Genomic DNA, 14,743 nt, shown 5'->3' with positions numbered 1-14,743 from the left:
AACACCGTTCCTCTACGCAAAAAACTGGATAGAACTTGGTTTTCTATAATTACTCAATATTATCGTGGTTTCGTAAGTTGCACCGTGCGCACATGAGCTGAATATTTGCTGCCGTCATGGATGATCCGCCCTTCGAAAATGGGATGATATGATCTTACAAGTATTACTTGATATTGTAACAACAATTTGATTATTGATTATATTACTATTACTTGTTATAATAAAATCACACCGGTGAACAAATAGTGGAGGTGCGATTATGCAAGTTAATTTAGGAGAAAAAATCAGAGTGTTACGTAAACGAGACAGTCGGACACAGGAAGCACTGGCGGACGCGCTCGGTGTAACGAGTCAGGCCGTTTCGCGCTGGGAGGCAAATGGTGGGTATCCCGATATGGAGATCATTCCGTCGATTGCGAATTATTTTCACATCACGATTGATGAATTATTTGGATATGACAACGACCGCGACAGTAAAATGAAATTAATTATGTGTAAAGCGGACGATTATCTGAATGCGCAAGGGGATATGATGCCATGTGTCGCTCTGCTTCGGGAGGCAATATCAGAATTTCCGTCCGAACCGCAGCTTTTAGTTCGCCTCGGATACGCGCTCACACAGCTTGGATGGCAAAAGTACGGCGCTCGCGGAAAGACAGTAGACGGCAGTGATTACACACAGAATGATATTGAATACAATTCGCAAAATGAATACTGGCAAGAAGCATTGTCTTTGTTTGAACGAGTTCTTGTATTGAATATTGACTCTGAAGATCGGATGGCAGTTATTACAGTTGCTATTCGCTTGTATGCTTCTATGGGCGCAACTGATAAAGCAGAAGCTATGGCTTTGCGACAGGATTCCGTTACAATATGTCGTGAGATTCTGCTTTCTGCCGCGGCCGAAGGAGAAAAGCGTGATTTATACCAAGGCGAAGCGCTTATTGCACTGATAAGGCAGCTTAAAAATGTTATGGAAACTGCAGTTATGTCAAAGCTGTCAATGTGTTGGAGCGAATCCGGCATACAAAAACTTCTTGATGTTGCCCATTTATATGAATCAATTCTTGATGATGGAAACTGCGGAATTTGTCATGCCGATTTACGTGAACTGTATTTGTGGAGCGCAATATTTACCGCCCGGCAAGGAAATACAGAAAGAGCAATGGAATATTTCAATATCGGATTTACACATGAGAAGAAATATGAAGCGATACGCAACACCGGCTTGTATCACTATACAGCGCCACTTGTTTCAAAGGTCACATTTCCGAGTGATAATTTTCCAACCGTACCTGGGGGTTCATGGAAGGGATGGCTTTCAGCCGCGCCCGAAGATCTGATTGAAGCAATAAAAGCTGACGACAGATATTCGGAATGCTTCGTGTAATATTTCAGCCCAGCTTCGGCGGGGCTGTCTCTTTACTCTTATAGTGGGAGTGGTATTCATATTGCCATTATGTTGATTTCATGCTATAATGTACCAGATAGCGAGGTGATATCGTTCAACGATTCAAGTATAAAATCTACGAACTGTCCGTCCGCGCGATACTTGCTAATGCGGAATTGTAGTACGGAGAGTATACATTTCATCTGAGCGCGACTGAAACCGAAAATACAAAAAGTCCGGCGCGTCGCATGAGCAGGATGACAGCGCGCTGTTTTTCAGACGATGTGCGAGCTGCATAAGTAGGACACTCTTTCTGAATGTCCTGCTATATGGTGCGGGTGACAGGAATTAAACCTTATTCCTTGAAGCGTTCCTCATTGAACATTTTAATTTTGCCCCTCGCCGTGCCAACATAATGGGGTGCAAAATGCCAAGGGGGTAATAATAGCCTACTTGAAATTATAGGAATTATTACCTATGTCATTATTCTACACCCAAAAAGCTTAATATACAATACTTTTCACGAATTATGAGTTGGTTTGGGTTCAGACCCTTACACAGCCTACAATAATCACAAAGGTACTCAGTGGACAATACAATTCCACTGAGTACCTTTTTATTTTGCCTATTAGAAAAGCTTGTAATACAAGGGATTTGCCCCGTAGGGGTATTCAAAATCCTTTGTATTGCAGGCTTTTTCTGCGTTATGGGGTTTCCCTAGCACTTCCGGTGTAAGGGAGAATTTGAATACCCCTAGAGGAAAAATAAAATAGTTCTATAAAAAATAACAGGGTTCAATGAAAAATAAAAGTGTATGATTTGCTCTGCCTAAACACCTTGGCTTAACAGTGTTAGTTGGGCTATTCATTCTTTTTGCCGAGTGCTTCGTGGATTTACGGTAATCTAGTCCCTTGAGTCGTCCGGTTTCTGCTATTGAAATCTGCAAAAAATGTTTATTAACAGTTATGGGTTATTCCTCACTTTCAATACTGTCATCTTCACAAGCATTTTTAAGATCATCTTTCAACGTGGTTTTAAATATCTTATAGTCTTCACTCCAACTATCCCATAACTTTACAACATTTGTAGCAAATCTCTTCTTTGACTCAAAAAACTCTATTTTCACCAATGCATTTTTAATTATAGTTGCAGCATTTTCAACAATAAATTTAAAACTTGCACGCTCTTCCCTTTCTAAGATAGAAAGTTCATTTATTGAATTTTCACCGCTGTTAATTATCTCTATTCTGTTTTCAATATCCTCTGCCTGCTTTTTTATTGCTAATAACTCCATACGATCCACACGATAATTACAGATTCCATCATACTTTGAACTGTAGCATGTTAGATAATAATTGTCCTCATTAAAAACCAGTGCCATCGGCTCTACAATGTATCGCTCCTTGCTTTTACGATATACCTTTTCGCTGTGTTCATTAAGGTCAAAATAGTAAAATGACACCCTCTTTTTTTGTTGGAGCGCTTCTTCCAAAAAACCTACAGTTTCGATAGATATCGTAAATTTCAACACCATTGTTAATAGCCATTCTCCGCAAATCGGCAGAAACTCTTTGTACAATGCGTGATCTTGGTAATTCACCTTTGAGTGTCTCATGATAGCTTTCATGGAGAATAACCGCTTCGTATATATCCCACTTGGGCTGCTGCATAGTATCACCTCGGCTATGTCAGACAGAATGGGGCAGTCCTTTAAGAATGCTGAAAAGCTTATACGTACAGAGGCAAGCCATTTTCATAATGAAGCTGAAAAGGCGGCATACAAAGCAGCGGGTGTGAAGGAATATGAATTCATGGCGACGCTGGAAGTCCGTACGTGCTCTGTATGCGGTGATCTGGATGGTAAGCATTTTCCGGTCGATAAAGCGCAGACGGGCGTTAATTTCCCACCTATGCACCCTAGCTGTAGATGCACAACGATTGAATACGATCCGGATGATGAAATGGACTGGTATAATTCAGGCGAGGAAATGCCGCGAAATATGACATACCAAGAGTGGTATGATTACCAGACAGCCGCTTATGGAGAAGGATACGTTGAAATCGAGCGGAAAAAGGTTTATAATAAAAAAGCGGATACGGAACAATACGACTCTTACCGAACAATTCTTCCTTCAGAAGAAATACCTGAGACACTTGAAGCGTTCCAAAATATGAAGTATAAGAACGTTGAAAAATATTCATATATGGCGGCTAAGACTCATTTATATAACAGTGTGTCAAAACGGGAAATACTACCGAATGCAGGAGCAGCGTCTACGCCATCGGAAAAAATCCAGGATTATCTTTTAAATAGTAACCACCCACGCGGAAAAGACAAAGCTCACGTAATAAATAAAGTTTTAGGTTATCATTATCAAAACTGGAATGAATTTTCTGACAAACTATTTAGGGAAGTACAAAAGTCGCCGGCAACTAAGGGCATTACAACGAGATATGGTACCAAATATACAGTTCCTGTTATTATGTACGGAAAGAAAGATCGTTACCTACACTTGAATACCGTATGGCAAATAGATAGTGAATCGGATATTCCACGTCTGATAACCGCAACATTTTACAAGAAAAATAAATGAGGTAAAAGACTATGTTAAAACTATATGATATAGTTGTTTTAAAAGAAGACGATCCCAAAACCAGAATAAAAAGAGGAACAGAAGGAACAATTGTTTACATTCACGGGAATGGGGAGGCTTACACTGTCGAATTCTTTGACTCGGACGGCGACACTTTTAAAACGTCTTTTGATAAGGAATTCACGGAAAGCGAACTTCAAAAAAAATAGAAAACGTCGACCATATGGCCGGCGTTTTCTTATGCCCTTTTACGCAGACTAAGGCGTCACCATTCCCGGTGGCGTCTTTTTCATACACACAAAAGCCGTAACCGTCCGGCGCACAGACGGAGCCGCAAAGCGTGTGGAAGTCACGAAAAAGACAGCGGAGAAAGGAATCTTATGCTAAGCGAAAATATTAAAACTATTCTGGGAACGGAACTTACGACTCAGGTTGAAACAGCGTTGAAAGGCAAGGGTAAGGATGGAAAGGACGTTGACGTAGTAGTCGGAAATGACGGGTCTTTCGTCCCCGCCGAGAAGTACAACGGCGCAAACAGCGGAAAGGCAAGCGCTGAAAACGCTCTGAAAGCTGCCGCCGAAGCTTTAAAGGCAATGGGCGGTTCCGGAGATCCCGCAAAACTCGCCGACGATGTAAAGGCTGCCCAGAACACAATTACTACGCTGCAAACAAACCATACGGCAGAGATCAAGAAGATTCAGAAAAACACGGCTTTGAAAATGGCGCTTGCCAGCCAAGCACATGACCCAGCTGATATCATTTCACTTCTGGATCTTGAAAAGATCGATGTCGATGATTCCGGTAATTTGAAAACTGACCTTGATGGCTTGATTAAACCGATCAAGGAATCAAAGGCCTATCTATTTAAGGAACAGGAACAAAAAACAGACATTAAAGGAGCAAAACCCGCTCCGGGTGGAAATCCGCCGGCAAAAGCCGCTCCGGAAGGCCCGGTTATTTTTTAATAACAACTTAAAAACAGGAAGGATTGATTTTTAATGGCAAGAACAAAAGCGATATCTCTGTTCGAATCCGGTTCGACTAAAGTCGACTTAAAAGATGTTTCCGGCTTCGTAATTGGGAATATCCAAAAAGAAACATTGTCCAGTGGTTTGAAGTCACAGGCTTACACTGGAAACCCCGCCGCTGGTTCTGTTGAATTCAAGAGATTTAAGAACAGCGCTTCAAAGGTATACGGAACAGCAAGAGCCGCTGGAGCTGGCGACAAGCTGAATATTCCGCCTACTACTGTAAACCTTGACCAGCATCGCGAAATCGTTGAAGAAGCCGCAAAGTTTGATCTTGACACATTCGGTGTCGGAAACATTATGACAAGACGCGCAGACAACCATGTTGACACCGTTGTTGCGGAACTTGATGAAGCTTTCTTCCAGACTGCCGTCATCGCCGGCGCATCATATGAACCCGCTTCTGGCATAGATACGATTGAAAAGAAGCTGGAAGACATGATTCAGAAACTTGAAACCGTGAAAAATGACTATGTCAGAGGTATTCCGAGAAGCATTATGCGTCTTGTGTGCTCCCCGTCTTTCTACGGTGAGATCAGAAATTATCTCGATAAAGGCGTAAATAATGCCAACGTAAACACAGCGGCAGAAGAATTCTCTGTTTTTCACAACGTAAAAACTTACTCCAGTGTAAATCTCCCTTACGGGATTGAAGTTATTCTGATGATTGACGGCGCAATCGCTCAGCCTGTTGTGACTTACCCTTACAAAGATCCTGAAAAGATCCCACTCTCCAACGACTACGGTGTGGCCTTCTTCTATGATTATGGAACAAAGGCACTCACCCCTGATCTGATTTTCTTTTATGAAAAGGGCGCTGGTACTCTCGGAACCTTGACAGTTGCTTCTGCCGATGCAGAAGCGGCAGGAAATACTGTAATTACAGTTACAGAAACAGCACTTCCCGGTAGAAAACTTGTATACAAGACTCATGCCACAACCGCGCCAGCTGTCGCGTATAACGATGTATTGACGACTGGTTGGACTGATCTTCCCGCTTCTGGCGAGCTCGCAGCAACCAACGGGTACAAGATCACCATCGCGGAAGTTGATGTCGATGACAATAAGGCAAAGAAAGCCGGAAACGCAACTATCGTTGTTGCTTAATTAAGTTATAGTATAAGGCGGTGAAATACGTGTTAGAACAAATAATGAATTCACTTGAAGGATTGACTGACCTTGAAAAGAACCAACTTTTTCATACTCTTATGTCGCCGACTTATTCCAGACTTGAAAAAATTAAGGTCCTGCTCGGTATAACAAGTATGGATCAGGATGGGGTTCTTGAATTTGTTATTCAAACGATTGAAGATATGGTCTTATCCTATACCGGGCAGGACACGCTTCCAACACCTCTTGAAAAAGTTCTCATTGTCATGGTCGTCAGTTATTATAAAAGCGCGGGACTCGGCGACGCCTCAGCTACTGTGGGTCCGGTGGCGTCTGTAAAGCGTGGCGATGTGCAAACATCATTTGCTAATGCTTCCGGCGCTTCCGGATCGGCGCAAACTTTCAACATGGGGGCTGACGGCGGCGACTTTTTCGGATGGAAGACAGTACTGAACGAATATCGAAAATTAAGGTGGTGATCAGATAATGAGCTTCGGATATGCCGCTGCCGAAAGGGCGGCCATTGAACGAACATACGAAGATACTGCCATAATATCAAGAACAACGCCACAGACAGGAACGAATAAGATCACGAAATCCGTTCCTTCTGTGGTTTATTCTAATATTATTTGCGCACTTTCGAAAGGGTCCGATAAAAGTGAGCAGACGAAAGCGCAGAACAAAATCGACTACGATGCTGTAGTTTTTTCTCCACCTGACTTTTTGATACTCCCAGGTGATAAGATTGCCCTGAAAAGATTTGGACGATCTGACCCAAACAGTTCGATTGTATATAATTTTGAAGTTGTCGGCCGCCCATCGATTTATGAATCCGCAAAAATGGAACACAACCGGCTTAATGAGCATCTTGAACGCGATCACGGTCAGATCGTAGTAAAAAACCATAAAAATGATTAAGAAAACGGAGGTTGAAACCATGGCAAAAACAGCAAAAAGTCTTGTCGATTATTGCAAAGCACAACTCGGTAAACCGTATTGGTACGGTTCGTTTGGGCAGTTTGCAAACACAAGCGATCTAGACTGGTATGCGAAGACATACCCGGTGTACTGGTCAGACACTCGCGTCGCCCTGGCAAGAGAAAAGCATATCGGTCAAAAGGTACACGATTGTGTAGGGCTCATCAAGGGCTATCTGTGGAGCGTTGACGCAAACAGCCCGGCAAAGTACCGCGAAGATCAGGACGTTTCTGCAAACGGCATGCGCACGAAATGCACAGAAAAAGGCGATATCAACACAATTCCCGAAATACCCGGCACGCTTGTCTTTATGTCCGGTCATGTCGGCGTGTACATAGGGGGCGGGGAAGTCATCGAAGCTCGCGGCTTCCAGTATGGCGTAGTTAAAACTCGGCTTGCAGATCGTCCGTGGAAGTGGTGGGGTAAATGCCCGTGGATTGATTACAGCGTCTCATCGGCAGCGAACCAGCCTCAGCTCAAAGCCGGCGACCGTGTGACGATTCTCCCCGGTGCAAGGTACATCAACGGCAAAAGCGTTCCGGAGCGGTTCATCGGCAAAGCAATGAATGTGATGAGCCTGAAGGATGGAGCAAATGCGCTGATCCTTCAGCTTTTCAGCCGGATCGCGCTCCAGTTTCTGAAAAAGATATGAATGTCGATAAGGTTGTATACAGCATATTCTCGTTTTTAGCCGTGTTTACGATAGTATGCCTGATTATATTCATCATTGTCGGAAGTGAGCCGTCAACGCTTATTTCATGCGTATTTGGGGCTTGCGTCGGCGAGCTTAGCATACTCGGATACCTTCACGGTAATAAGCGAAAATACAATAACAAAGAGCCATATCTGAAAGGATATGCTGACCATATCAAAAATACTGAAAAAGAAAAGGGAGAAGAACAAAACAATGACTTACACGATTGATTTCACACAAATAATCCTTGCGATTATGGGTATTATCGTAACGCTGGTATCGACCTGGGTCGCAAAGGTCGCGGTACCATGGTTAAAGGATCGGAGACTTTTTGATACAGCGAAATCGCTTTGCGCAGTCGCGCTTACGACTTTTGAAACGAATCAAGGCAAACAGAAATTTAATTATGTTTATGGAATCCTTGTAGATCGCTTCGGCAAATATTTCGACGAAGCAAAAATTAAAGAATCGATTCAAGCGGGGTATGTCGAACTATGTAAGGATTTAGGGAAATCGCCTTCACCGGCAGCAGTGGAGATTAAATAAGTTTTTTTATAAAAAGAAAAGCGGGCAAGCATCAAAGTTTGTCCGCTGTTTTCACTATTTGATAAAAAATCAAGATAACACCGTAATTCTTTTCTTATTTACTTAAAATAGTATTGAGTTTAGTTCCTTACGCATTTAGTTTTGTGTTTGATTTTTTTTAATTTGGGATTTGACTTTTAATAGTTCTTCATAAATCTCAACAATAGCAAGTTTATTATTTAAATCCTTTTCATCTATTTTTTTTACAGTTTTAATGCTATCTGTGGTTTCAAAAAACTTATCATCATTATCAGGCTTTTTTATAATAAGGGATGTAAGTTTTTGGTTTTCTTGATCATTTATTTGCTCAGATGCAATTTGAAATGCAATTTCTTCGGAAGATAGGCGATCTATTGGGTTTTGGCAAATCATTGAATCAACAACTTTATCAAGAAAGCTATATTTTGAGTTTACAGATTTTATTGTCAAATAATTGGCTCCTGCTATTACCTTTCCTGTAAACATTTCATTAAGTATTAAACCCGTAGCAAATATATCAGCACTTCCATCAACTATGGAATCCCTAGCACGTTGTTCCGGTGCTGCATATTGGAAATTTGCAAGACGATCACACTTTTTTGTTTCAACCGCTGTCACAAGCTCCTCTGAACAAAAATGAGCGATACCAAAGTCCGCAAGCACAACAGTGCCATTGTCATCAATAAGGACATTTTCAGGTTTTATATCGCGATGCCATATATTTTTTTGATGAGCATATTTAATAGCATCAAGTAATTGATAAAACATTGGTAATACTTCATCTGCTGGAATACGAGAATTCATTCTATCCCTTAATGTCATTGGGTATAATGGCATTACATAAAAAATAATGTTTTCATCATTTTTATGGTAAACTCCGTGGTCAAGAATATGTATGATGTTATTATGATTATTATTTTGGCAAAAAGCAAGTTCATTCTTAAATCTTTTGAGTTTATCTTTGGTTGTTAGATTTCGGTCAATAGCTTTAAGAGCATAAACTTGCTTTGCTGAATTATAAACGCGGAAAACGGTGCCACTACCGCCTTGGTTAATTTGTGATTCAATTTCATATTCGTCAAAAGTCGTTTCGACAATTATACCCTTTTTTAGCATGACTTACCTCTTTATGTAGTTATAAATCAGATATTTAACATTATATAACACTTTATCCCAAAAAACAATATATAAAATAAACCCCGTCTTGCGATCGTATAAATCGTAAGACGGGATTTTTTGCTTTTCGGTTTATTCGTTAACCGACAACGGCGCCGTTAATACGAACACAATAGGTGTCACGATGATTGTGATACCTTGTTCGGATAGGTGCATCATGGTGGAGGCGACGGGAACAAAATTCCTCATACATTACCCTCTTTTATCATGTGTATTTGTCTAATTATACACTATATATAGTGTTTTATGCGGTATATTGACCGCTATTTTTCATTCCTGTTTTTTCCTGTTTAAATTTTTCGGGGATTTTTCGGGGGCGGAGAGCATAAAAATAGAGCGATATTATAGGGCTGACTATAATCCCGCTTCGCAAAAGTGATACATTTTTATCGGTAGTAAGTTTGGTAGGACTATGTAGTAAAAATGTTGTATTGTAGTCATAAATAGTAAAAAGAAAAGCCTCAGAGCATAACATTCCAGGACATATGGAGAATAAAATTTTAGTCGAAAGACTATCCTGCTATTTTCCGGCCTATATATACATTTACCTTGCTATTTATATAAAATATTAAAAATAACGTCGAAATATGTTGATTTTTTACATTATTGGTATATAATGGTGTTTAAAATATATAACAAAAAGCTATAAGTGAAAAAAGTATTTAATAATTACTTTATAGCAACAATTAGCAGTTTGTACAACCAGCATATCATAGCGATAATTTGACGAAATAATGTATAATCGAAAGGAGATTAAAATGGCAAAAGCACCTAAAGAGGAATTTATTTCTTTGATTTCAGAGGATAAAACTAAGCCGCGTCCAAGACTAAATAAACTTGTCATCAAAAATTTTAGAACAATTGGTAATAATCCTCTTGAGATATATTTAAATGATATAGTGGTTTTGGTTGGCGCAAATAATACCGGGAAAAGTTCGATCTTACGTGCCTATGAAATTGCTATGAATACGGGTTCTAAGGACGGTTATTTGACCATTGATGATTTCCCTAACAGCAAAGTTGAAGTTGGTAGATTACCTGAAATTGAAGTCCATACAATTATTTCCGAAAACAAGCCTGGTGAGCAGTGGATAAAAGATTTGGGTAATGGAGAACTATTAATCAGGGAAAAGTGGACATGGGACAATCCAAACGCAGAGCCAAAACGGCAAGGATTCGATGTAATTGCTAATGATTGGTCAGAAAAGGTGCCCTGGGGAGCACCTAACGTGGCAAATGCATATAGACCAAAACCGCATAGGATTGATGCATTTTCATCACCTGAAGCTCAGGCGAGTAAGATAACCGGATTATTATCTAACATTATCGTAGATAATCTTAAAAAAGTAACTAGTCTTGAAAACACTTCCGGAAAAACGGATTATGAAGTTTTGCTCAGCCAGATAGCTACTTTTCAGAATTGTATCACTAATTCGATTGAAGGTCAAGTTCAGTCTATCGAAGAGAGCATTAATAAATATCTTAACGAAGTTTTCAAGAATTATGTAATAAAGCTTGATGCAAAACCAGAAAGTAATCTTGATAAAACATACTCACCATTTAAGGAAGCCCCAGGGTTGTATATGGGGCCAGCAGATGGCTTTTTATCGAAGATAGAAGGGCAAGGAAGCGGCGCAAGGCGAACTCTTCTATGGACTGCATTGAAATATATCTCTGAAAATGGAGATAAGACATCGGAACGACCACATGTTTTGCTTATTGACGAGCCAGAGATGTGTTTGCACCCAACCGCAATAAGAGATGCGAGGAAAGTTCTTTATGAGCTACCCAAAACCGGCAACTGGCAAGTTATGGTCACAACACATTCACCAATTTTTATAGATCTTTCTCGTGATAACACAACAATAATACGGGTCGATAGAAGCATATGTGATGAAGTAAACAGTACAATTCTTTTCAGGCCTGAAAAAGCACAGTTAAGTGAAGACGATAAGGAAAATTTGAAATTATTAAATGTGTGCGATCCATATGTACATGAGTTCTTTTTTGGCGGTAGAATTGTTGTTGTAGAAGGAGATACAGAATATACAGCATTTTCACAACTGAAATTATATTATCCAAATGAATATGAGGATGTTCACATCATTAGAGCGAGAGGAAAAGGGGTTATACCATCAATTGTGAAAATATTAAATCAGTTTACTGCTAATTATGGCGTTTTACATGATGCCGATACAGAGAAATCTGAAAATGGAAATGCCAATCCTGCATGGACAGTAAATATGAATATATTATCTGAAATAGGTAAAAGCTCAAATTCGAGTCAAACACTCCTTATTGCATGTAAACAAAATTTTGAGGACGCGTTATTAAAGCAAAAGATTAGTAAAGATAAACCTTATTATGCTTTAAGCCAAATGAAAGCTGATGAAGTTTTTAAACAACAAGTGAAGGATTTATTCGACGCACTACTAGACAATTCAAAAGAACCACCAGAAAATTGTGTAAGATGGAGCAATATTGAAGAACTCAAATAAATTAAGTTTTAAATTCATTAAACTAAGATGAGCTTCTCATTTTGTTTAATCGGCGGACAGGCTTGTTTAGCAATAAAGGGAGATTTAAAAATTAACCTATAATGGAAAGGAGAAACATAAATGCTTGAATGGTTTAAGTGGTTCTTTGATGGATTGGGAACTGAATTAATAGGCTTAGCAATTGGCACAATACTTGGAGGAATAGTTGGTTTTCGCATTGGCAAGCATAAAAGAAAATTTGTTCAAGAACAAGAAGCCGGCGCTAAATCAGAACAATACCAAAAGGGTAATTTCTGTCAAAAAAAACATAATACAAAATCCGAAGATGTAATGGCTTCCTTTACTCAGAAACAAACTGCTGGAGACAAGTCGAATCAAATACAAATAGGAGGTCAAGATGATGCTTGAAAAACAGAGGCAAGAAGCAGGAGACAACTCTAAACAAATTCAAGCAGGTATGGTTATTATTAATAGCGGAATTGATGAAAAGCGCGCTCGCGAAATAGTTGATGAAAAACTACACGATGTAATGTCTGTATATACGGAAGATGCGTATGCAGTCGCAAAAGAAAGAATTGAGCATTTTTCTAACGAACTTATCCCACGTTTAGTGAAGAATAATCTTTTAGTGGAGCTTAAAGATCCAAGCATACAAATACTTCTTTCAGAAGCACAGAAATCGGCAGCTTCAACTGAACGCACAGCCGATTATGAATTATTATCGGAGTTACTAATTCATAGAGCAAAAAATGGCCTTAATCGCAATATTCGAGCTGGCGTAAATCGCGCTGTGAAAATAGTAGATGAGATTACAGATGAAGCTTTGTTAGGAATTACAGTTTCCTACTCTGTTTCCCGGTGGATACCAACTAATGGATATCTAGATGATGCATTGAATAAACTTAATTCTCTTTTTGGCAAAATTATATATGCACCTTTACCAAAAGGAAGAGAGTGGATTGAACACCTTGATGTTCTTGATGCTATAAGGATAGAATCATTAGGCAGTTTAAAGAAACTAGATCAATATTATACCAAGATATTATCAGGCTTTGTTGATGTCGGCATTGATAAGCAGTCAGAAAATTATCAAAAGGCAACAGAAATAATCAAAAATGCCAATTTACCAAATGATATTTTATGTGACCATGAGTTGATTCCAGGATTTGTGCGTTTGCAAATAATAAATATCAATAGATTGGATTTACTCTCTTTTTACCGTCTGCTGAAGATAGATTCAAATGGACGAGAGACGATGCTGAAAACTATGATAGAAGTTACTGATAGCCAAAAAGAAGCGATTAAGAAAATATACACATTGTATAATAGTAACTCGGAACTCAAATCTCAAAATATATCAAAATTTATGGAAAAATGGGATGAACATGAGAATTTAAAGCAGTTGAGAAATTGGTGGGATGCCATTCCTGTACTTTATACAATTACCCCCGTGGGCAAAGTACTGGCCCACGCAAATGCTCAAAGATGCGATCCGACACTTCCTGCACTTGACTAAAGGACTGAAATTATATTTCCCATTATGTTTATTATAAACATTCCCTTTTAACAAAAAACTCGGGTAAGCTTTTTGCTTACCCGAGTTTTTGTTTAAACTCTTGCTTAATGATCATTTATTGTAAATTCAAACGTGTAATTCATTGCTTTGTCCTTCTGCTTCTTCGTCCTCCTTTTCCATAAATTCCGCGTAACCTTTGAGATACGGCTCGTTCTGCTGCTCAAAGCGGGAATTCTTTATTTTCTCCCGGTTCTCGAATGCCGCCTTACAGAAATACCCGACAGCTCCGGCGGTGAGCGGAACGGCGAGATACATCAAATAGCCGGTGAGATCGATGCTGTATGTTGCCAGGTATATTTGAATCAATAACACAATCCCGCCGTATAGCCCGCCGCATATCCATACGCGGACGGCCGTAACGACGAACCATTTTGAAAACTCCGTCAGATTCTGCATTGATTCGGGGAGCAGCTTAGGCGTTTTCATTGCTTTTTTATGTACTCATAAGCGATCCGACTGAAGAGCTGAAGGATCAGCGCGTTGCCGTTTGAGATTGAAAGAACATTGAACGCTTTGCCGATGAAGCGCTCCGGAACGCTCTTTCCGTTAATGTACTTCGCGCCGGGGAGGATCGTTATGCGGTCGCCGGCTTTAATCTGAGCCTGATTCGCCGCCGATAAGACGCTGTAATCAATCCACGGGCATTTACCCCACCACTTCCAGGGACGATCATAGAGCTTTGTCTTTACGACGCCGTACTGAAAGCCGCGCGCTTCGATAACCTCGCCATTCCCTATGTAAATCCCGACGTGGCCGGACATAAAAACAAGCGTACCGGGCGTTTCAGGAATTGTGTTGATATCGCCTCTTTCCACGCATTTCAAGCGCATGCCATTCGCGGAAACGTCTTGATCTTCGCGGTATTTCGCCGGACTGTTTGGGTCTGAGCTCCACAGATAGCCTTTTATCAGTCCGACGCAGTCGTGAACCTTTTGCCCGATATGTTTTTCCTTTGCCAGGACGACGCGGGAATCGGTCCAATAAACAGGATATGTTCTTGCGTACCAATCGAGATCTCGCGCGTTTGCGAGCTGTCCGAAAGAGCCGTACCAATACGGGCGGCCGAGCTGCGCTTTCGCATACTCGACAAGCCCCTTTGCTGTTTTTGACATGAATTTTAACCTCCGTTTTATTT

At 40.2% G+C, this 14,743-nt stretch carries 18 protein-coding genes; 13 read left to right on the top strand and 5 right to left on the bottom strand.

Features of this window, described 5'->3' with window-relative positions:
• Window positions 1-259 precede the first annotated feature (259 nt).
• Window positions 260-1,390: a helix-turn-helix transcriptional regulator gene (locus VB118_04915; protein MEA4831944.1), complete on the top strand. Its 1,131-nt coding sequence runs from the start codon at window positions 260-262 to the stop codon at window positions 1,388-1,390.
• A gap of 165 nt (window positions 1,391-1,555) precedes the next feature.
• Here VB118_04915 and VB118_04910 read toward each other — a convergent pair whose 3' ends face one another.
• The gene (locus VB118_04910; GenBank protein ID MEA4831943.1) at window positions 1,556-1,687 is read right to left on the bottom strand and encodes a hypothetical protein; all 132 of its coding nucleotides are present in this window, start codon (window positions 1,685-1,687) and stop codon (window positions 1,556-1,558) included.
• A 673-nt stretch (window positions 1,688-2,360) separates the two neighbouring features.
• Window positions 2,361-3,017, bottom strand: coding sequence for a WYL domain-containing protein (locus VB118_04905; protein MEA4831942.1), 657 nt, complete (start codon window positions 3,015-3,017; stop codon window positions 2,361-2,363).
• Here VB118_04905 and VB118_04900 point away from each other — a divergent pair.
• From VB118_04900 to VB118_04860, 9 genes are all read left to right on the top strand, one after another.
• Window positions 3,004-3,984: a minor capsid protein gene (locus tag VB118_04900; protein MEA4831941.1), complete on the top strand. Its 981-nt coding sequence runs from the start codon at window positions 3,004-3,006 to the stop codon at window positions 3,982-3,984. The two genes, VB118_04905 and VB118_04900, sit on opposite strands and share 14 nt — an antisense overlap.
• A gap of 11 nt (window positions 3,985-3,995) precedes the next feature.
• A complete protein-coding gene (locus VB118_04895) occupies window positions 3,996-4,193 on the top strand; it encodes a DUF4926 domain-containing protein (GenBank protein MEA4831940.1) in 198 nt (65 codons plus the stop codon).
• 171 nt (window positions 4,194-4,364) lie between these two features.
• On the top strand, window positions 4,365-4,949 hold the full coding sequence (locus tag VB118_04890) for a phage scaffolding protein (protein MEA4831939.1): 585 nt from the start codon (window positions 4,365-4,367) through the stop codon (window positions 4,947-4,949).
• Between the two features lie 33 nt (window positions 4,950-4,982).
• The gene (locus VB118_04885; protein MEA4831938.1) at window positions 4,983-6,119 is read left to right on the top strand and encodes a hypothetical protein; all 1,137 of its coding nucleotides are present in this window, start codon (window positions 4,983-4,985) and stop codon (window positions 6,117-6,119) included.
• 29 nt (window positions 6,120-6,148) lie between these two features.
• Window positions 6,149-6,601, top strand: coding sequence for a phage head-tail connector protein (locus VB118_04880; protein ID MEA4831937.1), 453 nt, complete (start codon window positions 6,149-6,151; stop codon window positions 6,599-6,601).
• A gap of 7 nt (window positions 6,602-6,608) precedes the next feature.
• The gene (locus VB118_04875; protein MEA4831936.1) at window positions 6,609-7,040 is read left to right on the top strand and encodes a hypothetical protein; all 432 of its coding nucleotides are present in this window, start codon (window positions 6,609-6,611) and stop codon (window positions 7,038-7,040) included.
• A gap of 19 nt (window positions 7,041-7,059) precedes the next feature.
• Window positions 7,060-7,752 carry an NlpC/P60 family protein gene (locus tag VB118_04870; GenBank protein MEA4831935.1) on the top strand — a complete coding sequence of 231 codons (693 nt, stop codon included), beginning with the start codon at window positions 7,060-7,062 and terminating at the stop codon, window positions 7,750-7,752.
• Window positions 7,749-8,024 (top strand): hypothetical protein, encoded by a 276-nt coding sequence (locus tag VB118_04865; GenBank protein MEA4831934.1) that lies wholly within the window; start codon window positions 7,749-7,751, stop codon window positions 8,022-8,024. Before VB118_04870 ends, VB118_04865 begins: the two co-directional genes overlap by 4 nt.
• Window positions 8,008-8,340, top strand: coding sequence for a hypothetical protein (locus VB118_04860; GenBank protein MEA4831933.1), 333 nt, complete (start codon window positions 8,008-8,010; stop codon window positions 8,338-8,340). Before VB118_04865 ends, VB118_04860 begins: the two co-directional genes overlap by 17 nt.
• A 135-nt stretch (window positions 8,341-8,475) precedes the next feature.
• On the opposite strand, the gene VB118_04855 is transcribed toward VB118_04860, so the two are convergent.
• Window positions 8,476-9,474, bottom strand: a complete 999-nt coding sequence (locus VB118_04855) for a serine/threonine-protein kinase (GenBank protein ID MEA4831932.1) — start codon at window positions 9,472-9,474, stop codon at window positions 8,476-8,478.
• 818 nt (window positions 9,475-10,292) lie between these two features.
• Here VB118_04855 and VB118_04850 point away from each other — a divergent pair.
• The 3 genes from VB118_04850 to VB118_04840 all read left to right on the top strand — a co-directional run bounded on the left by VB118_04850 (window position 10,293) and on the right by VB118_04840 (window position 13,548).
• The gene (locus VB118_04850) at window positions 10,293-12,032 is read left to right on the top strand and encodes an AAA family ATPase (GenBank protein ID MEA4831931.1); all 1,740 of its coding nucleotides are present in this window, start codon (window positions 10,293-10,295) and stop codon (window positions 12,030-12,032) included.
• 120 nt (window positions 12,033-12,152) lie between these two features.
• Window positions 12,153-12,440, top strand: a complete 288-nt coding sequence (locus tag VB118_04845; protein MEA4831930.1) for a hypothetical protein — start codon at window positions 12,153-12,155, stop codon at window positions 12,438-12,440.
• Window positions 12,430-13,548: an LPO_1073/Vpar_1526 family protein gene (locus tag VB118_04840; GenBank protein ID MEA4831929.1), complete on the top strand. Its 1,119-nt coding sequence runs from the start codon at window positions 12,430-12,432 to the stop codon at window positions 13,546-13,548. The genes VB118_04845 and VB118_04840 overlap by 11 nt, the downstream gene beginning before the upstream one ends.
• A 126-nt stretch (window positions 13,549-13,674) precedes the next feature.
• On the opposite strand, the gene VB118_04835 is transcribed toward VB118_04840, so the two are convergent.
• Window positions 13,675-14,034: a hypothetical protein gene (locus tag VB118_04835; protein MEA4831928.1), complete on the bottom strand. Its 360-nt coding sequence runs from the start codon at window positions 14,032-14,034 to the stop codon at window positions 13,675-13,677.
• A complete protein-coding gene (locus VB118_04830; protein MEA4831927.1) occupies window positions 14,031-14,720 on the bottom strand; it encodes an NlpC/P60 family protein in 690 nt (229 codons plus the stop codon). The genes VB118_04835 and VB118_04830 overlap by 4 nt, the downstream gene beginning before the upstream one ends.
• Between the last annotated feature and the right edge of the window lie 23 nt (window positions 14,721-14,743).

The organism is Oscillospiraceae bacterium (genome assembly GCA_034925865.1).
Taxonomy (GTDB): Bacteria; Bacillota; Clostridia; order Oscillospirales; family SIG627; genus SIG704.
The sequence above is the reverse complement of the archived record's forward strand: the minus strand, read 5'-3'. Positions and strand labels throughout refer to the sequence as shown.